Origin of the sequence: Nocardia sp. NPDC005745 (genome assembly GCF_040630775.1) — a bacterium.
Taxonomy (GTDB): Bacteria; Actinomycetota; Actinomycetes; order Mycobacteriales; family Mycobacteriaceae; genus Nocardia.
Genome location: NZ_JBEXYF010000034.1, coordinates 67,179 through 86,186, shown reverse-complemented (window position 1 = coordinate 86,186; position 19,008 = coordinate 67,179). Strand labels below are relative to the sequence as shown.

The following is a 19,008-nucleotide window of genomic DNA, read 5'->3' as shown; positions in this document are numbered from 1 at the left end:
CCAGCGGCAGCGGCCGCGCGGCCGCGTCGGCCGCCGACATGCTCGCCGTCGCCGGAGCGGGCCCGCTTTGCGGTGCCACCCCTCAACTGTTTGTTTGAAAGCGGTTGTCCGCGTTGGCAGATGGGCGAGGTCTCCGGTAGGTGGTTTAACGACCAAGAAAAACCGGAGACCGACCGGAGACCTCGTGACCAGCGTAGCGGTGGCGGGGCGGGCGGATCTGACCGATGCCCAGTGGGCGCGGTTGGAGCCGTTGCTGCCTCGTGGCAAGAAGGCGGGCCGCCCGCCGAAGTGGACGAAACGGCAGCTCATCGACGGGATCCGATGGCGGACCCGGGTCGGGTGCCCATGGCGCGATGTGCCAGCGCACTACGGATCCTGGTCGGCGGCCTATGGGTTGTTCCGGCGCTGGCAGCGGGCCGGGGTGTGGCTACTGATCGTGAAGTTGTTGCAGGTCTTCGCCGACGCGGCGGGCGCGATCGAGTGGCAGGTGAGTGTGGACTCGACAATCATGCGAGCCCACCAGCATGCTGCCGGTGCCCGCCGCGATGGTGGCGGTCAGGCCGAACCGCCGGGCGGCGACGGTGGACCCGAGCCTGCCGATCACGGGTTGGGCAAGTCGCGAGGTGGCTGGACGACGAAGTTGCATCTGGCGTGTGAACAGGGCTGCCGGGTGCTGGCGATGCTGATCACCGCTGGTCAGGTCGGTGACAGCCCCCAGTTCACGACCGTGCTCGACGGGATCGAGGTCGGCAAGCCCGCAGGCGGGCGGGCGCGGGTGCGGCCGGATCGGGTGCTGGCCGACAAGGCGTATTCCAGCCGCGGTAACCGGGACTGGCTGCGCAGGCATGGGATCAAGGCAACAATCCCGGTTCCGGCCGACCAAGCCACGCATCGCCGCAACCGCGGCGCGGCCGGCGGTCGACCACCAGCGTTCGACCCGAACATCTACCGCGACCGAAATGCGGTCGAACGGGGAATCAACCAGCTCAAACAACACCGCGCCGTCGCCACCAGGTACGACAAGCTCGCCGTCCGCTACCTGGCCACCATCCACATCGCCGCAATCAACCAATGGCTCCGAAACGGGTGAAGGCGGGCCACCGAACCCGCCCCCACTTCGACACAGGCCCTAGTGGTGATGGGACACGGCCTGGGGGCCAATCGGGAAATGGGACTGGATCGGTACGCGCGGCGTTTCGCGGCCGCGGGGATGGCGGTCCTGGTATTCGACTATCGGCATTTCGGGGCCAGTCAGGGCACGCCGCGCCAGTTGCTGAGCATCGCGCGGCAACGCGAGGACTGGCACGCCGCCATCGCGTACGCGCGCACGCTGCGCGGCATCGATGCGACCCGGATCGCGCTGTGGGGCACGTCGTTCGGCGGCGGGCACGTGCTCTCGGTCGCGCCGGACGACGCCTACATCGCTGCCGTGGTCGCGCAGGTGCCGTTCACCAGCGGACTGTCCTCGGCGCTGGCGAAGGGGCCGATCAGCCTGATCAAGGTGTCCACCATCGCGGCCGCCGACCTGCTGCTCGGGCCGATCCGGCGTAAGCCGGTCCGCATCCGGCTCGCCGGGCGCAAGCGGGCGGCGGCGCTGATGAGCGCGCCGGACGTGCCGGACGGCTTCCGCAGGCTGACCGACGAGAGCGAGACCTACGAGCCGAAAGTGGCCGCCCGCGTCGCATTCTCCGCACTGTTCGACGCGCCGGGGCGACGCGCGAAGGCTCTGAAGATGCCGGTGCTGTACGCATTGTGCGACGACGACTCCGTCGCGCCGGTGAAATCGGCGCTGCGCGCCGCCGAACGCACCAAGCACGCGGTGGTGAAGCGATATCCCGCAGGACATTTCGATATCTATTTCGACGAGGTCTTCGAGAAGACCGTGTACGACCAGACCGAATTCCTGGTGTCGGTACTGCGCCCGTGAATCGTCCGCGGCCCGGCCGTGCGCCGGGCCGCACGAGAACGGCCGCGCTCGGTAGAATGCGATACCCCACCCGGATCGAACCCGTGGTATCGGACGGCTGAACCTGTCGGTGCCTGCCACTACAGTCCCTGCCATGCTCTCCGCCACCGCCGCGGTCGCCGATGTCGTGCAGCGGATCACACCGCTCGACGAGCTCGAGCGACAGCACGTCGACACGACGCTGGATTGGCTCGCGTCGACCGACGACATCTTCCGGCGGGCCAAACCGGCCACGCCGCCGCGACACCTGGTCGCCTATGCCGTGCTGGTCGATCCGGCGGCGCGGGCGGTGCTGCTCGGCAGGCATCGCCTCGCCGGGCTGTGGCTGCCGACCGGAGGGCACGTCGACCCCGGGGAGCATCCGCTCGACGCGGCGCGGCGCGAAGCGGCCGAGGAGATCGGCGTCGAGGCACGGTTCGACGTCGTCGGGCCCGACCCACTGTTCCTCACCGTCACCACCACCGTCGGCTCCGACGCGCACGAAGACGTCAGCCTCTGGTACGTGATCCGCGGTGACCGCGCCCGCGGCCACGCCCTCGACCCGCGTGAGTTCGACGGTGAGCATTGGTGGGACGTGGCCGGTTTCGACCTTCCCGACACCGATCCCCACTTCGCGCGTTTCCTCACCAAACTGGACACCGCTCTGCGAGCCACCGCAAGCTGAGGTCGCTTCGAGTCGACGCGGCCGACCGATGCTGTCACGATGGCGCGGATGATTGTCAGGCTTGCGCGAGAGGACGACCTCGCCGGTTTTCTCGAACTGGCGGGGCAGGTCGAGCACTGGTTCGGGGCGTCCGCCGAGGATGCCGAGTTTCGTGCCGCGGTGCTGCGGCACATCGGGCGCGGGACGGCGCTCGTCGCTCGGTCCGCGGGGGCGGAGGTGCTCGGCGGCATCCTGTTCGGGTCGAACCCGCCGGTCTACCGGGTGCGCTGGCTGGTCGTCGCGGAACAGGCTCGCGGGCACGGCATCGGACGGGCGCTCATCGCGGACGCGGTTCGCCGGTACGTGCCTGCCCCGGGGACGCTGGAAGTGGTCACCTTCGGGCCCGATCACCCCGGCGGGGTCGTCGGCGGTGCCCGCGCCTTCTACGAGAGGTTGGGCTTCCACCCCGCGGAGGAGGCGGCTCCCGGGCCGGAGGGTGGATCCCGGCAGGTCTATCGACGGCGCGTGTGAACCGGGTCAGCGCCGGTGGAACGCGCGCCAGAGGATGAAGGCGAGGGTGGACGCCGGGATCGCGGCGAGGATGGGCTTGTCGCGAAGCATTTCCAGAAGCGTGCGGCCCGGGCGGCTCACCGGTCCGGGAATTCCCGCGGCGCCGCGTTCGGCGGCGGTGGCGGCGTCCGCCTGGACCTGCTCGGCGCGTTCGGCGGCGCGGCGAACCGACTCGTAGATCGGTGTTTCCGGTTTCCCCGCAGCGCCGATAGGGCCCGCTGCCGCGGGCACATCCTCCGAGACCTGAGCCGAACTCACCGACTCGGTCCTTCCTCCCGCACCGGCGCCACCTGCCTCCGCGGACCGGCCCTCCGACGACCGCGAAGTCACCGTCTCCGGCTCGCCCGCCACGTCGGCGGCACCGCCCGCCTGCGCAGACGCATCCTTCGAGATCCGCGCCGAGGCCGCCGTCTCCGACTTCTCCGCCGAACCAGCAGCGCCGCCCGCCTCCGCAGACGCATTCTCCGAAACCTGGGCCGAACTCATCGACTCGGTCTCGCCTCCCGCCCCAGCAGCCGCACTACGTGTACCCGACTCGGCCTTCCGCACTTCCGCAACGTCACCGCGTGACTCGCCGGACGTGTTCGCGGGACGCTGTCCGGCGCCCGGCTCGGCATCCCGGTCCGCTCCGGAGGCTCCGCCGCGCACCGACGCGCCCTCGGACGGCTGCCCGGTTTCGGCAGGCACACCACCGGCGCCCCGCACGTCGTCGGTCCCTTTGTCCGCGGAATTGCGATCGGTCATGGCTGCCTCCTGTGCTCGGCGTCGCGGTGCGGGACGGATGTCTCGGATGCCGTCGCGGCCCGGATACCCTGCGGGTGGGCGGGCAAACCGGGCGTGGGCGGCCGCCAGACCATCTCGAATTCGCGGCGCGGATCGCCCGGGACGATCGGCCCGCTGCCCCCGGTCCGCACGAAGCCGTTGCGCAGATACAGCCGCTCGGCGAAGGCATTGTGCTCGGCGAACTCCAAGTGGACGACGTCGTGCCCGCCCTCGACCGCCCAGTCGAGCACCGCGCGCACCAGCCGGTCGGACACCCCGGTCCCCCGCGCCGACGGCGCCACCCACATCGAGATCAAGTGCACCCCGCCGCGTTCCGGGTCGGGCATGCCCGCGACGGTCCCCACTTCGGTGCCGTCCCGCTGAGCCACGAACTGGGCTCGATCCGACAGCGCGCGCCGCCAGTCGCTCTCGGTCCGTGCCTGGGCTTCGGCGAGGGTGCTACCGAAGAACTGCGGCGCGTCGGTCAGCGCCGCGAGTCTGATACGCCGGAATACCGCCCAGTCATCGGGCGCGAGCAATCTGATCACGGGCATAGAGGCGTCCATCCGCATGTCTCTACCCGGTCGGCGGAGTCGGGCACAACGGAATTCCGATGAGCCGTCGAGGACGCAGAGTGCCCGCTCACCCGAGCCTGCGCAGCCCGGCGGATTCCAGTCCGGCGAAGATCGCGACCGCTGCCGCGCCGACGAGCAGGAAAGCCTCGCCCGGACCGGTCAGCGCGAGGACGTTCGTACCGGCCAGTCCGATCATCCCCACTGCCGACAGCGCGTTGACCGCGACGACCGCCCGCGCGTGGCGCGCGGACACCACGGAGCGTCGTGCGAGCATCAGCAGTGCGAGCGCGCCGCCGACCATGACCACTCCGAACCCCGCGCCCGCGCTGCTCGGAGCGGCCGCGGCGAAGGCGTGAGCGACCTCAGGCGTCCAGCATGGATTCGTCCCACTCACGGTCCAGATCGGGGTCGGCGGCCGACAGCACCTCGTCCAGCCGCAGGCCGAGCTCGCCGATGTTCGGCTCGGACATCATGTTCAGGTGATCGCCAGGAACGTCGATCACCGTGAACCGGCGCGCCGCGTACTGTTTCCACCCGTTGTCGGCGCTGTCGAACATGCTGCCGACGGTCTTGTGCGCCAGGTCGACGCCCGGCGGCAGTCCCTCGGTCGCGCGCAGCAGCGTGATGTCGCGGTCGTACGGCTCGAGTTTGTAGTCCAGCATCGATGAGTAGTTGGCGAAGAACACCTCGTAGAGCCGCCGGATCGCCTGCGGGGAGCTGTCGGCGGGCAGGATGCCCGAGCGCACCGATTCCGCCAGCATCGCCGCGAACAAATCCTCGGAATTGTGCACGTCGGGCTCGAAATCGACCAGCGCCGACTGGCTTCCGCGCGCGTACCACAGCAGTTCCAGGAAGAACCACCGGATGAGTTTCTCCTCCGGGATCGGTGTTCGCGTACGCGCGCGCAGCGCCATCGTGTCCAGCAGCGTCACACTGGACACCTCGTCCTCGGGGAGCCTGCGGGCCATCTCCAAGGCGACATAGCCGCCGAACGACCAGCCCGCCAAGTGATACGTGCCGGTCGGATGCACTCGCCGCACCGCCTCCAGGTACGACTCCGCCATCGCGGGAATGGACTTCTCCGGCGCGCTGCCCGAATCCGCGCCCGCCGCCTGCAGGCCGTACACCGGGCGGTCCGGATCCAGGTGACGCGCGAGAGCCAGGTAGCACAGCACATTGCCGCCGATCGGGTGCACCAGGAACAGCGGCGGCTTGACCCCGCCCACGCTGATCGGCACCAGCGGGTCGAACGTGCGCTGCACGTCGCCCGCGCGCACCAGCGTGGCGAGCCCCGCGGCGGTGGGCGCGCCGATGAACGCGTCCAGCGGCACCTCGACGCCCCATCGGCGCGACAGCGCCATCACCACGCGCATCGCCCCGATCGAGGTGCCACCCGCCGCGAAGAAGTCGTCGTCCACGCCGATCGAGCGCAGGCCCGCGTACTCGGCCAGTAGTTCGACCGCCGACCGCTCGTAGTCGTCGGCGGGCTCTCGCCGCGCCGACACCGACTCCGCGGCGTCCGCACCGTAGGCGCGCAGCGTCGCGTCGTCGCGTTTGCCGCTCGGCGTGCGAGGCAGTTCGTCGAGCCAGGCGAACCGCGAGGGCACCATGTGCGCGGGCAGCATCGAGCGCAGGTCGTGCCGCAGTGCGGCGAGGTCGGTCTGCTCGGCCGCGCCGACCAGGAACGCGATGAGCGAGCCGTCGATACCGCCGAAACCGCGGGCCACCACGGCGGCCTCGGTGATGCCGGGGAACTTCTCCGCCAGGCTCAGGATGCACAGCTCGACTTCGGCGGGCTCCACCCGGAACCCGCGGATCTTGACCTGACTGTCGCTGCGGCCCAGGCAGACGATGTCACCGGAGAACAGCCGGACACCGAGGTCGCCGGTGCGGTACCGGATTCCGCCCGCGTGCGTGGCGACGAACCGCTGTGCGGTGAGCGCGGGCCTGCCCTCGTAGCCGCGGGCGATGCTGCGGCCGCCGAGATAGATCTCGCCGATCACGCCGTCCGGCACCGGCCGCAGCGCGCTGTCGAGCAGTTCCACGGTGTCACCGTCGACAGCGCGGCCGATGGGCGGCAGCGCGGGGAACTCGTCGGCCGGACCGGTGAGGGTGAACTTGGTCGCGACGTGGGATTCGGTGGGACCGTACTGGTTCTCCAGCACCAGGCCGGGAACCACTTTGCACAGCGCGCGGATCTCGTCGGTGATGCGCAGCTGTTCGCCGGAGGAGATCAGCACCTTCAGTTCGGTCGGGAACATCCGGTGCCCCACGGCGGCCTCGGCGAACGCCTGCAAGGCCACGTACGGCAGGAACAGCCGTTCGATGCCCTCCTCCACGACCGTGTTCAGCAATTGCTCGACGTTCGATCGCAGATCGGCCGAACTCACCCGCAGGGTGGACCCGGCCGCGAGGGTGGTGAAGATCTCCTGGAACGACACATCGAAACTCAACGGCGCCAACTGGAGTGTGCTCAGCAGACCGATGCCGGTGGCCGCGCGATTCTGCCAGTCCACCAGGGAGGTCAGGCCGCGATGCGGCATCGCGACGCCCTTGGGCTCACCGGTCGACCCGGAGGTGAACAGCACGTAGGCCACCGCGTCGGGCGAAACGTGGTCGGGCAGTTCCACTTCCGGCTCGGGCGCGGAGTCGTCGAAGAGCGCGGCGCTGTCCAAGACCAAGGCGGCTTCGTCGACGATGTCGCGGTAGGCGCCGTCGGCGATCACCCGGTGCGGGCGGGCGCGGTCGATCATGAGGTTCAGCCTGGCCCGCGGGTAGCTGACATCCAGCGGGACGCACGCGGCCCCGATCCTGGTCAGGGCGAGCACGAGCAACACCAGTTGCGGACGACGCCCCATCAGGATGCCGACCCGGTCGCCCGGCGCCACGCCGAGTGCGGCCAGGCGCCGGGCCAGCCGATCGGAGCTTTCGATCATCTCGTCATAGCTGACCGATTCGTCGTCGCCGGCCAGAGCGACGCGGGCGGGATGGAGCGCCGCCGCCTCGGCCACCAGCGTGCCCACGTCGCGAGCGGTCGCGGGGCCTGCGCCGCGGTCGATCACCGCGTCGGGGTCGGCGACGATGCCCGCCAGCATGCGCAGCTGGGTGAGCGCCACGGTCTCGCACTGTTCGGCGGTCAGCGTGTGGTCACCGTCGACCCGCAACCACATCCGGCCGTCGCGCGGGTCGGTCGCCGCGGTCACCAGCAGCTGGAAGTTCGTCTCCTCGCGGGCGTCGAAGTCCAGCAGGCGCACGCCGTCCAGCACCAGCATGGGCTGGAAGACGTGATAGTTGACGAAGTTGAACGCCGTCTCGAAGACCGGCCCGCCGTCGGCGAGGATCGACCGCAGCGGGTAGCGACGGAACGGATAGGCCTCGCGTTCGCGTCGCACGAGCTGCTCCACCGCGGCGCGCCACGTGGTCGCGGTGCTGTCCAGCCGGATCGGCAGCGTGTTGAGGAACAGCCCCGCCACGCGTTCGGCGCCCGCGCGGTCCGGGCGACCGTGGCTCACCACACCGGTGGTGACGTCCGTGCGGCCGGTGAGCGCCCGCAGCGCCAGGCAGTGCGCGGCCAGATAGACCGCCTTCTCCGGCACCTGGTGGCGCGCGGCGAACGCGGAGACCCGTTCGGCCAGCCTGCGCGGCACCAGCGCCCGTGCTTGCGGCACGCCCGCGACCACGGGCTGGTGCACCCCGAGCGCGGTGAGCGCGGTGGGTTCGGCGCCAGCCAGGGCGGTCGACCAGTACTCGCGGGCCGCGGCGTCGTGCGCCGCGCCCTGCTCGGCCTGCGCGTACTCGGCGAGCACGGTGGCCGGATGGGCAGTGGCCTCCACCTGGGTCCGGGTCATGCCGATGTGGTTGAGGTAGTCCAGCAGCAATTCCAGCACCGACGTGGCCACACTCCAGCCGTCCAGGATGGCGTGGTGGAAACTCAGTACCAGGTCCACCGTGCCGACCGGCTCCTGCGGGCCGGGGCGGACGAAGACCCGGATGGCGAACAGCGGAGCGAACGCGATGTCGTACTGCGCGTGGGCGCGCTCCTGGAGATAGATCTCGATCAGGTCTTCGCCGTCCGCCTCGCCCATGTCGCCGAGGTCGACGATCTCCAGCTCGTAGTGCGGTGCGGCGTGCACGATCTGCAGCGGAACCGAATACCTGCTCAGCTCGAACGACGAGCGCAGCGCGGGTTGCCGCCGCACCAGCCGGTCCACCGCGTCCCGGAATTGCGATTCGTCCCAGGGGATTTTGAGCCGATAGCGGAACACGTCCTTGTAGGTGACCGAGTCGGCGCGCTCGATGCTGTGATACAGCATGCCCAGTTGCAGGGCCGTTGCCGGGAACGCGTCCTCGGCCTGGTGCAGCGCGGCGCGGTCGATCAGCGGCACCGTTTGCAAGGGGGCCGTGATGCGCCCGCGCTCATCGTGGCGGTCGTCGCGCACGACCCTGGCCAACTCGGCGATGGTCGGCGCCTGGTAGAAGGCGTCCACGTCGAAGTAGAGCCCGGCGCGTTCGGCGGCGGTGCGCACGGCCAGCGCGAGGATGGAATCGCCGCCGTGGGTGAAGAAGTTGTCGTGCACGCCGATCGACTCGACGCCCAGCACGGTGCGCCAGACCTGCGCGAGCCGGGTCTCCACCGCGGTGCGCGGCGCGCCGCCTGCCGCCTGCTCGGCGCCGTGGCCGAGGACGAGTTGCTCGGCGAGTGCGCGCCGGTCCAGTTTCCCGTTGCGGGTCAACGGTATCCGCTCCACCCGGATCAACCGGGACGGCACCATGTAGCGGGGCAGCCGGGCCGCGAGTTGCTCGGCGATCTCCTCGCCGGAGACGTCGGCGCCGACGAAATAGCCGACCAGTTGCACGCCGTGCGCCTCTGCGACCTCGTCCACCACGGCCGCCGCGCGCACCCCGGCGCAGCCGAGCATGGCGTTCTGCACTTCGCCGAGGGTGATCCGGTTGCCGCGGATCTTCACCTGGTCGTCGAAGCGGCCCAGGTACTCGAGATTGCCGTCGGGCAGCCATCGCGCCAGGTCCCCGGTGCGGTAGCGGCGGCGGCCCGGCACCCCGCGGTCGTCGACGAACGCCGCCGCGGTCAGCTCGGGCCTGCCGCGATAACCGCGGGCCACGCCCACACCCGCGATGTTCAGCTCCCCCGGCACCCCGACGGGCACCCGGCGGCCGATGTGGTCGAGCACGAGCAGGTCGATGTTGGCGATGGGACGGCCGATCGGCACCACGTCCGGCGACTCGTCGGCCGGGCAGTCGAAATAGGAGACGTCGACGGTGGCCTCGGTCGGGCCGTAGAGATTCACCAGCTGCGGCGCTGTGGCGCCGGCCGCGGCGAAGACGGCGTGGAACCGGCGTACCAGCGCGGGCGGTAACGCCTCGCCGCTGCAGAACACCCGTCGCACGCTGCCGATCCGCGCGACCGTCGCCGGGTCGGCGGCCAGCTCGTCGACGAACGCGGCCAGCATGGAGGGCACGAAATGCAGCACCGTCACGTCGTGCGCCGCGATCGCGTCGGCGATGCGGCGCGGATCGCGCTCCCCGCCGGGTTCCAGCAAGGCCACCCGGGCGCCGGTGATCGCCCACCAGAACAGTTCCCACACCGACACGTCGAAGGTGGCCGGCGTCTTCTGGAGGATCACGTCCGCGGCGTGCAGGGGGTAGCGCCGCTGCATCCAGGTCAGGCGGTTGACCACCGACCGGTGCTCGATCATCACGCCCTTGGGCACGCCCGTGGAGCCCGACGTGTAGATGAGGTACCCGAGATCTGCTGGATGCGAAACGCTTTCGACGCCGCGCGCCGGGACGGTGTCGGCCACCGCGATGCTGGTGACGCCCAGCTCGTCGAAGACCGCTCGATGCCGCGGTCCCGCCACCACGAAGCGCGCCCCGCAGTCGGCGAGCACGGATCCGATGCGGGCGGCCGGGAAGTCCGGGTCGAGCGGCACGTACGCGCAACCGGCCCGCAACACGCCGAAGATCGCGACGAGCATCTCGGTCGAGCGGGGCAGCACGACGGCGACGCACTCATTTCCGGTCGCGCCCAGCGCGTGCAATCTGGCGGCGAATCCATCGGCGAGCGCGGATAATTCGGCGTAACGCAGCGGCTGTTCCCCCGAGCCCGCTATCGGTTCGATCGCGATCCGCTCGGGATGCCGGGCGGCCACGTCGGCGACCAGCCGGTCGATGGTCGTGTACGGGAACTCCTCGCGCGGGCCCGCTTCGAACGCGGCGATGGCGGCCTGCTCCCGCGCGGGCATCAGCGGCAAGGCCGAGATCGGCACTCCGGGCCGGTCCAGCGCCGCCACCAGCAGCGCGCCGATGCCGCGCACGACCGACTCGAACGGGAAGTTCTCGTCGAAGACGTCCTTGTCGTAGTAGAGCTGGAGGTTCAGCGAACCGTCGCGGGCGTGCTCGACGCCGAGGATGTTCAGCGCTTCGAGCACCGTGCCGGGATTGACGATGTCGAGGGTGCCGAGGATCTTGTCCAGGTGATCCGACGGCGGCATCTTGATGTAGGAGTACGCCACGTCGAACAGCGGCGGCGCCGTCGGGTCGCTGCTGAGCGCACGCGCCAGGTCGCCGTACGGAAAACGCTCGTAGCGCTTGAGTTCCCGGATCTGCGCGGCCACCTCGGTGGCGACCGCCGACAGCGGCTGGTCCGGGTCGACCCGAATGCGCAGGGGCACCACGTTCGTCCGGTGCCCGGCGGTGCGGAAGGTCTCGGCGCTGTGCCGGTTGAGCATCGGGACCCCGATCACCACCTCCTCGGAGCGGTGAATGGTGGTCAAGTAGGCGGCCAGCGCCGAAACGGTGAACGCGAAGACGGAGAAGCCGGTGGCCCGAATGCGGTCGAGGAAAGCGGGTTCCACAACTACGCGCCGGCGTCCCCGGTTGACGTCGGGGGTGCTCGCACGGCCGGAGAAGAGCGCGGGGACCACGCCCTCGAAGCGGCGCACCAGCGCGTCCCGATCCGCGACCCACTGCGCCGAGGACAGATACTCCTCGTGCTCGGCGGCGATCTTGCGATAGGTGGCCGCGCCGCGATCGGTCTGCTCGGTGACCGGATCCGGCTCGGCGAGCTGTTCGAGCGACAGGTCTTTGCGGCTGTAGTTGTCCACCAGGGCGCTCCACAGCGCGTTCACGCCCCAGCCGTCGATCATGGCGTGGTGCATCGCCACGTAGAGATGGAAGTGGTCGGGCCCGTCGACCAGCGCGGCGATCCGGAACGGCTGGCGCGGCGGGGAGGGCGTCACGTTCGCCCGGTTCACCCAGTCGCGCCGCGCCGCGGCGGGATCCGATGCCCAGCTGAGATCGACCAGCTCGACCTCGGGTAGCTCGTCGCAGACCCACTGCCAGAAGCGGCCTTCGGAGAACTCGAATCTCAGGCGCAGCGCGGCGTCACCGAGCAGCGCCCTGCGAACCACCGCGCGCAACCGGGCCATATCGAAAGGCTCGTCCATGAACGCGCAGTAGGCGTTTCGGGTGACCGGCGCCGGGGCATACCGGTAGGAAACCGACAACACATCGCGCTGATAGGCGCTGACCGGCCAGGCTTCGGGGGGTCTTTCGGAAGTAGCACTCGGTTCGAATGGCACAGTCACTCCTATCGCGACAGTCGCGGCACCGCCGTGCGCAGATCTACCCAAGCCCACCCTGATCACTGCCACGCAAAGCTGCTACCACGCTTATCAAGTTATCGATATCGCGAATCACGGCATCGGCTCTGCCGATGCCGCGACTCTGCTGTTGTTATCGCGGTGTATGCGCGGCCGGTCAGCAGGCCGACAGCAGCGCGCGCACGCTTTCGTCGGCGAGACGGTCGGCCCGGTCGCGTGATACGGCGGGCTCGACGTAGCCGATATTGAGGGACAGCTCGTTGTGCGTCGCGTTGGCGGTGGCCATGATGAAACCGCTGACGGACATGCCGGAGACGAACTGCGCGCCCTCCAGCTGCCAGGAGCCGATCTTGTCCGGGAAGGGGTAGTCGCCCAGGTAGGTCATACAGAGATGACCCGGGCCGCGGGTGTCCATGAGTTTCACCGTGGACGCACTGGCCGACACCGACTTCGGCGCGGCCACCTTCAGCAGGTTCAACGCGGACAGATGGTCGCGCCGATCCATCCGCGCACCGTACTCCCGCTCGATCTCGGCGGCGATCTCCCACAGCGACGCCCACGGCGCGTACTTCGCCGGGGTGGCGATCATGCCCTGATAGGTGCCGACTTCGGTGTCGCCCGCGGCGCCGTCGAGATGGTCGCGGAAGTTGACCGAGCTGCCGACGGTGTACCAGGTGGCCTTCTCGGTGCCCGCCTCTCTTGCCGCCGCGATCAGCAGCGCGGCGGAGAGGGCCGCCTGCAGGCCGACGCCGTGGCGAGCACAGCCCGCGGTGAGCGCGTCGAGCCGGTCGGCGTCGAGGCTGCGGTGCACCACCCGGCTGCGCCGCTGTGCGGGTGGCGCCAGCGTGGTCGGCTCCAGCCTGTGCGGCTTGCGCAGCTGCGACTTCTGGTCGCGCAGGAACGAACCCGCGGTGCGCAGCGCACCGCTCGCGCCCTGGAAGCGCGGCGGGAACAGCTCCTCCGGGCTCGGCCGCACCGGGGCGGGCGGGAAGCCGGCCGCTTCCCCGGCGGCGGCTTGGAGCACCTGCTTCGCCACCGACAGCGCGCTCTCGCCGTCGGCGATGGCGTAGTGCAGCGTGACGATCAGCTCGTTGGTGCCATCGGTCTCCTTGATCAGCACCGCCCTGGCCAGCGGGCCGGTGCGCCAGTCGAACGGCTCGCGCAGTTCCACCTCGTCGGCCTCGGCCAGCCAGTTCGTGCTGTCCTCGGATTCGATCACACGCAGCGGAATCGGCGCCTGCACCGGCACGAAACGCGGTGCGGTGCCGTCGGGTTCGGCGGCGACGGCGACCCGCAACAGCGGATGTCGGCGCTGCACCTCGTCCAGGCCCGCGCGGATCTGCTCGACCTCGACGTGCCCCCGGATCCGCACGCGCGACAGGATGTGCAGCGGCGCCAGCCGATCGGCGATCCAGTGCCAGCGCTCGACCGGCGAGAGAAGGCGCGGCAGCCGCGCGGTCGGCCCGTCCGGCGCCGGGAAGGACATCGGCTTGCCGAGTTCGCGCAGGAAGAATTCGGTGGGCGCGTGCCGGAAGTAGGTGTCGCGCACCCGCACCAGGCGCGGGTCGGTGGTCTGCTCGATCTTGGCCAGCGAAGCCGAGCCGTTGACGAACATGGCGGTGCGGTCGGCGCGCAGTTTCTCGTAACGACGCAGTCCCGCGACCGGATCCAAGGAGTTGCGCAGCACACCGGCCAGCACCACCGCGTCCTCGATGGCGGCGTTGGCGCCCTGGCCGAGGCTGGGCAGCATCGGGTGCGCCGCGTCGCCGAGCAGCGTCACCCGGCCGCGGCCCCAGTGCGCCAGCGGCGGACGGTCCTGCGCGGGCACGGCCAGGATCGCCGCCTCGTCGGTCTGCTCGATGCAGGCGCGCACCTCCGGCGCCCAGTCGGCGTAGAGGCGCAGCAGCTCTTCCTTGCCGCCCTGCCAGTTCGCGGCCTCGTCGGCGGGCAACGTCTTGGTGCCCCACCAGTACACCCGGCCGTGGCCGATGTCGTGGATGCCGAAACGCATTCCGGTGCCCCAGAAATGCGCTGAGAGGCCGCGGGCGACGTTGGGGTGCTCGAAGGGGATGCAGGCCAGCCAGCAGACGAAATTGCCGGGGCGCGGCTCGGCGCGGCCGTGCAATTGGGCCCGCACCACCGAGTGGATGCCGTCGGCGCCGACGAGCAGATCGCCCTCGGCGACCCGGCCGTCGGCGAACTCGACGCGCACGTGCTCACCGTCGTCGACGAAGCGGGTGGCTTGCGCCCCGACGAACGTCGGTGTGTCACCGATCTCGCGCAGCAGCACGTCGTGCAGGTCGGTACGGTGCAGCGCGACGGCGGGAGCGCCGAGTTGGGCATCGAGCCGGTGCACGGGGAGCACCCGGATCGGGCTGCCGTCGGGGTTGCAGAAGCGGAAGGTCTCTACCCGGCCGCCGCGTTCGAGCAGTTGCTCGTCGAGCCCGAGGCCGAGGGTGCGCAGTGCGTTGATTCCGTTGGCCTGCACGGAAAGTCCGAAGCCCTGAGCGCGCAGCTCGGGACCCGCTTCATATAGTTCGACGCCGAAACCCGCCTGCCGCAGAGCAGCCGCGGTGGTGAGTCCTCCGATCCCCGCCCCGAGAACGACAACCTTGATCGGACTGCTCATCGAACCTGCACTCTCATCGAACCACTCGACGGCACAGGGGCTTGTAACCGAGACGCGGCGCGAGCGACACTGCCCGCGCGAAGCCGCCCCACCGAGCAGCACTGATCGAGGCCACTGCGGCGACCCCGACCAGGCAGCTGGACGCCTGTGCCTGACCGACCGGAAGCCTACCGCTACTCGCCGCGCAAGGCAGAGTTGAAGTGAGATTCACCGCATCGCGCGATTGTGAAACGCAAATGTGTTGCAATGGGGCATAATTCGCCCTCCGCGCACCACATTCGCCCTCGATTCGGGCGTGGCGGCGGCCTCAGAGGTAGGACGTATCGTTCACCAGACGCACCGAAGACCCGCCGTCGAGATAGAACTCCGCTATCGATAGCGACGCCAGATCCAGATGCAACCGGTACAGCAACGCGGGGCCGACATCGAGGGCCAGCCGAAGCAATGTCTTGATCGGGGTCACGTGGCTGACCACAACCACATTGGCGCCGGGGTAGCGTCCGAGCAGATCGCGCCGCACGGCCTCCACCCGCTCCAGAACATCCTCGAAGCTCTCCCCGCCGGGCGCCGCGACGGTGGGATCGCCGATCCAGCGGGCGTGCAGGCCGGGGTCGCGCTGCGCGGCCTCCGCGAAGGTCAGCCCCTCCCACTCGCCGAAGTCGGTCTCGATCAACCCGTCGTGGACCTCCACCGGGACCCCGAGCGCGGCGGCGGCCGCCTCCGCGGTCTCCCTGGCCCGGCCGAGCGGAGAACTGATCACCGCGGCGATACCGCCTTTGGCGGCCAGCATTTTCGCGGCCCGCGCGGCCTGCTCCCGGCCCAAGGCGGTGAGCGGCGGATTGCCGCGCCCGGAATACCGGCGCTGCAACGACAACTCGGTTTGACCGTGGCGAAGCAGCAGCAACCGGGTGGGACGCCCGGTGGCACCAGTCCACCCCGGCCCCTGCTGCGCGGATTCGGACTGCTCGGCGTTCGCGTCCCTGACTTCATCGACCCAGCTCGGCAGATCGCGCTCGGTGACCGCGAGGGCCGGGTCCGCGGCCTCCCGCGCGTCCGCGGCCTGAGCGGTGGCCTCCGCGACGCCGGTGCCCTCGTCCATGGCCTCGTTCGCCAGCCGGTCGGCGTGCGAGTTCTGCGCGCGCGGAATCCAGCTGTAGGTCACCCGGCCCAATCCGGCGGCGATCCTGCGGGCTCGATCGGCGAGCGGGATCAAAGCGGCGTGCTTGATCTTCCAGCGGCCGGACATCTGCTCGACGACCAGCTTGGAATCCATGCGCACCAGCACCGACTCGGCGCCCAGTTCCGCGGCCGCCTCCAATCCGGCGATCAATCCGCGATATTCGGCGACGTTGTTGGTGGCGATGCCGAGGAACTCCCGGCGCTCGGCGAGCACCCGGACGCGGCCGGCGTCGTAGACCACCGCACCGTATCCGGCCGGACCGGGATTGCCCCGCGATCCGCCGTCGGCTTCGACGATCACCTCGGGCAAGCTCATCGCTGTGCCAGGACAACCGGCCGCGGCGAGCTCACAGCCCCGATTCCTTGGTCCGCACCAGGATCGCACCGCACTCCGGGCAGCGCACGACCACGTCGGGTGCGGTCTTGGCGATCCGCGCGATCTCGCCGCGATCGAGTTCGATGCGGCACGCGCCACAGCGGCGAGCCTGCAGCAGCGCGGCGCCCGCACCGTGCTGTCGGCGCTGCCGGTCGTAGATAGCGAGCAGTTCGCCGGGCAGCTTCGCCACCGAGCCCGCGCGATCGGTCTCGCAGCGCGTCTGCGCCACGTCCAGATCCGCGAGCGCCTCGTCGCGCTGACGCAGGGCGACGGCGAGTTCCTCCTCGGTCTTGCTCAACCGCGCGCCCGCGTGCTCGTAGTCGGCGGCGGAGGCTTCGCGCCGCTCCATCACCTCGAGCAGTTCGTCCTCCAGCACCGAGCGGCGCCTCTCCAAGCTGCCCAGCTCGTGCTGGATCTCCGAAAGCTGTTTGGCGTTCACCGTTCCCGCGGCGAGCATGGCCTTGTCGCGCTCCTCGCGCTTGCGCACCGCCTCGACCTCGCCCTCCAGCTTGCGGATGTCGCGGTCGAGATCGTCCAGCGCGATCTGCACGGCCACCGCGGCGTCGGAGTGCGCGTTGCGCTCGGCTTCCAGTCGCGCCACCTCCTGCTGCTCGGGCAGCACGGTGCGGCGGTGCGCGATCCGGGTCAGCTCGGCGTCGACGGCGGCGAGCCGCAGCAACTCGGCCTGGAGCGGGGGTTCGACATTCAACGCGGGCAAACTCCTGGACGGGGTGGACGGGACTGGTGTTCAACCGTACCCCGCCGGACCGGCGGACCCGCGTCAGCCGCCGACGGTGCGGGTTTTGATGGCGTCGCGGGAGATGTAGACGTCGTACTCGCCGGGCACCGCGATCACCGCGTTGCCGTAGGCCGAGCGCACGAACGGCTGGGTCCACCAGCGGCCCTCGCGCATGTCGGCGAAGAAGTCCTTGTCGCCGTCGTTGAGGAAGATCTGGTTCTGCCGGGTCGCGACGCCGTCGAGGCGCTGTCCGTACAGGCGGCTGATCCGGTAGCCGGAGTGGAAGCCCAGGGCGTTGACCCACGGCTCCAGCTCGACGATGCCCGCTTGCAGCACCCACATGTCGCCCTCGACGCGGTAGGTCTCGCGCTGTTCGGGATGGTCGTCGTCGCCGTACAGGATGAGATCGACGTCGAGCTGGTGTTCCTGCCCCGCCACCGGCTCGGCCACCACGTGGGCCGCCTTGATCTCCCCGGTCAGGCCGAGGTAGGTCTGCAGCAGGGTCGCGATCCACAGCAGCACCGCCGCGACCAGCAGCAGCGCGAGCCCGCCGGTCCCGCGCGCGAGCAGCGGCCGCATCCCGACCCGGCGCGCGGCGATCAGGCCGGAGACGATCAGCGCCACACCGGCGACCAGCAGCAGGAGCAGCCCGATCTGCACGAGCCCGAAATCAACCGGGAAGTTCATGAGGTAGTTGTACCCCGCACGAACTACTCGATTCACCCGAACCGCACAACCTTTTCCGGCCCGGCGCGGATGCGCCCCGACACGCGGTTGCCGGTTCGTCGCCGCGACAACGGCTTCGGACGCGGAGGTGCGGCGCTCAGCCCGGCGCGCGCACCGTCCACGGGTCGGTGCGCAGCGTGGACACCCTGGTCTCCAGGCCGGGCAGGCCGGTTCGCACCACCGTCTCGGCCTGCGCGCACCAAGGGAATTCGGTCGCCCAGTGCGCGGCGTCGACCACGGCGGGACCGCCCTTGCGCAGGTGCTCGTCGACCGGATGGTGGCGCAGATCGGAGGTGAGGTAGACATCGACGCCGAGCCCCGCGGCCCTGCCCAGGTAGGAGTCACCCGCTCCCCCGCACACCGCCACGGTGTAGACGGTGCGGTCGGGATCACCGGCGGCACGAACACCCCACGCGGTGGGCGGGAGAGCGCGGCCGACGCGTTCGGTGAAGGCGCGCAACGATTCCGGTTCCGGCAGGGTGCCGACGCGGCCGATGCCGAGCGACGACGGCAGCTGGGCGCGTTCACTGATGTGATAGGCCGGGTCCGCGCTCGGATGGGCGGCGCGCAGCGCGGCGAGCACGGCCGAACGCGCCGCGGGCGGCGCCGTCACCTCCACCCGGTCCTCCTCGACGTGCTGGAGTTCGGTCAGGGAGCCTTGCTCCGGAGTCGGCCGGAACTGCCCTGTCGCGGGCACCCGCAGCGCACAGTCGCAAGCGTGTTCCCGCCTACCCGCTCCGGCGGCGAAAAGCGCGGCGAGCACCGCGTCGGTGTGCGCGCGTGGCACCTGGATCACCCAGTGGTCCACGGCGGATTCGGGTTTCGCGTCCAGCGGGCCGGTCACCGTGAGGCCGAGCGCCGCGGCGAGCGCGTCGGACACGCCGGGGTCGGCGGAGTCGGCGTTGGTGTGCGCGGTGAACAGCGCGCAACCGGAGCGGATCAGCCGGTGCAGCAGCGCGCCTTTCGGCGTGCTCGCCGCGACGGTGTCGACGCCGCGCAGCAGCAGCGGATGGTGCACCACCAGGGCCTGCGCGCGCCAGTCGATCGCCTCGTCGACGACCCCCGCGGTGGCGTCGACCGCGAACAGCACCCGGGTCAGTTCCTCGGCCGGGTCACCGCAGACCAGGCCGACCGAGTCCCACGGCTCGGCCAGCGCGGGCGGGTACGCCGCGTCGAGCACCCCGATGAGATCCGCGAGCGTGGTCATCGTCCACCTTCCTTCGC

General features: G+C 70.4%; 12 protein-coding genes and 1 pseudogene. 4 read left to right on the top strand and 9 right to left on the bottom strand.

The features are described from left to right. Positions 1 to 184: 184 nt before the first annotated feature. The 4 genes and pseudogenes from ABZ420_RS28695 (at position 185) to ABZ420_RS28680 (ending at position 3,140) form a co-directional block, all read left to right on the top strand. Entirely contained in the window at positions 185 to 1,090 is a 906-nt protein-coding gene (locus tag ABZ420_RS28695; protein WP_357129017.1) for an IS5 family transposase, read from the top strand. Between the two features lie 39 nt (positions 1,091 to 1,129). Then, positions 1,130 to 1,927 (top strand): annotated as a pseudogene (locus ABZ420_RS28690) (alpha/beta fold hydrolase); the annotation flags it as partial. Positions 1,928 to 2,060: 133 nt separating this feature from the next. Next, positions 2,061 to 2,630: an NUDIX domain-containing protein gene (locus ABZ420_RS28685; RefSeq protein WP_357129014.1), complete on the top strand. Its 570-nt coding sequence runs from the start codon at positions 2,061 to 2,063 to the stop codon at positions 2,628 to 2,630. 48 nt (positions 2,631 to 2,678) lie between these two features. After that, the gene (locus ABZ420_RS28680; protein WP_357129011.1) at positions 2,679 to 3,140 is read left to right on the top strand and encodes a GNAT family N-acetyltransferase; all 462 of its coding nucleotides are present in this window, start codon (positions 2,679 to 2,681) and stop codon (positions 3,138 to 3,140) included. A gap of 6 nt (positions 3,141 to 3,146) precedes the next feature. Here ABZ420_RS28680 and ABZ420_RS28675 read toward each other — a convergent pair whose 3' ends face one another. From ABZ420_RS28675 to ABZ420_RS28635, 9 genes are all read right to left on the bottom strand, one after another. Beyond that, a complete protein-coding gene (locus tag ABZ420_RS28675; protein ID WP_357129008.1) occupies positions 3,147 to 3,923 on the bottom strand; it encodes a hypothetical protein in 777 nt (258 codons plus the stop codon). Continuing rightward, positions 3,920 to 4,495, bottom strand: a complete 576-nt coding sequence (locus ABZ420_RS28670; protein WP_357129005.1) for a GNAT family N-acetyltransferase — start codon at positions 4,493 to 4,495, stop codon at positions 3,920 to 3,922. Before ABZ420_RS28670 ends, ABZ420_RS28675 begins: the two co-directional genes overlap by 4 nt. Positions 4,496 to 4,583: 88 nt before the next feature. After that, a complete protein-coding gene (locus tag ABZ420_RS28665; RefSeq protein ID WP_357129002.1) occupies positions 4,584 to 4,910 on the bottom strand; it encodes a hypothetical protein in 327 nt (108 codons plus the stop codon). Beyond that, positions 4,879 to 12,114 (bottom strand): amino acid adenylation domain-containing protein, encoded by a 7,236-nt coding sequence (locus tag ABZ420_RS28660; RefSeq protein ID WP_357128999.1) that lies wholly within the window; start codon positions 12,112 to 12,114, stop codon positions 4,879 to 4,881. Before ABZ420_RS28660 ends, ABZ420_RS28665 begins: the two co-directional genes overlap by 32 nt. Positions 12,115 to 12,292: 178 nt before the next feature. After that, on the bottom strand, positions 12,293 to 14,764 hold the full coding sequence (locus ABZ420_RS28655) for an FAD-dependent monooxygenase (RefSeq protein WP_357128996.1): 2,472 nt from the start codon (positions 14,762 to 14,764) through the stop codon (positions 12,293 to 12,295). 307 nt (positions 14,765 to 15,071) lie between these two features. After that, the gene (locus ABZ420_RS28650; protein WP_357128993.1) at positions 15,072 to 16,259 is read right to left on the bottom strand and encodes a bifunctional RNase H/acid phosphatase; all 1,188 of its coding nucleotides are present in this window, start codon (positions 16,257 to 16,259) and stop codon (positions 15,072 to 15,074) included. 31 nt (positions 16,260 to 16,290) lie between these two features. Beyond that, entirely contained in the window at positions 16,291 to 17,028 is a 738-nt protein-coding gene (locus ABZ420_RS28645; RefSeq protein WP_357128990.1) for a C4-type zinc ribbon domain-containing protein, read from the bottom strand. A gap of 72 nt (positions 17,029 to 17,100) precedes the next feature. Then, positions 17,101 to 17,745, bottom strand: coding sequence for a hypothetical protein (locus ABZ420_RS28640; protein WP_357128987.1), 645 nt, complete (start codon positions 17,743 to 17,745; stop codon positions 17,101 to 17,103). A gap of 136 nt (positions 17,746 to 17,881) precedes the next feature. After that, a complete protein-coding gene (locus ABZ420_RS28635; protein WP_357128984.1) occupies positions 17,882 to 18,991 on the bottom strand; it encodes a Nif3-like dinuclear metal center hexameric protein in 1,110 nt (369 codons plus the stop codon). Positions 18,992 to 19,008: the final 17 nt, after the last annotated feature.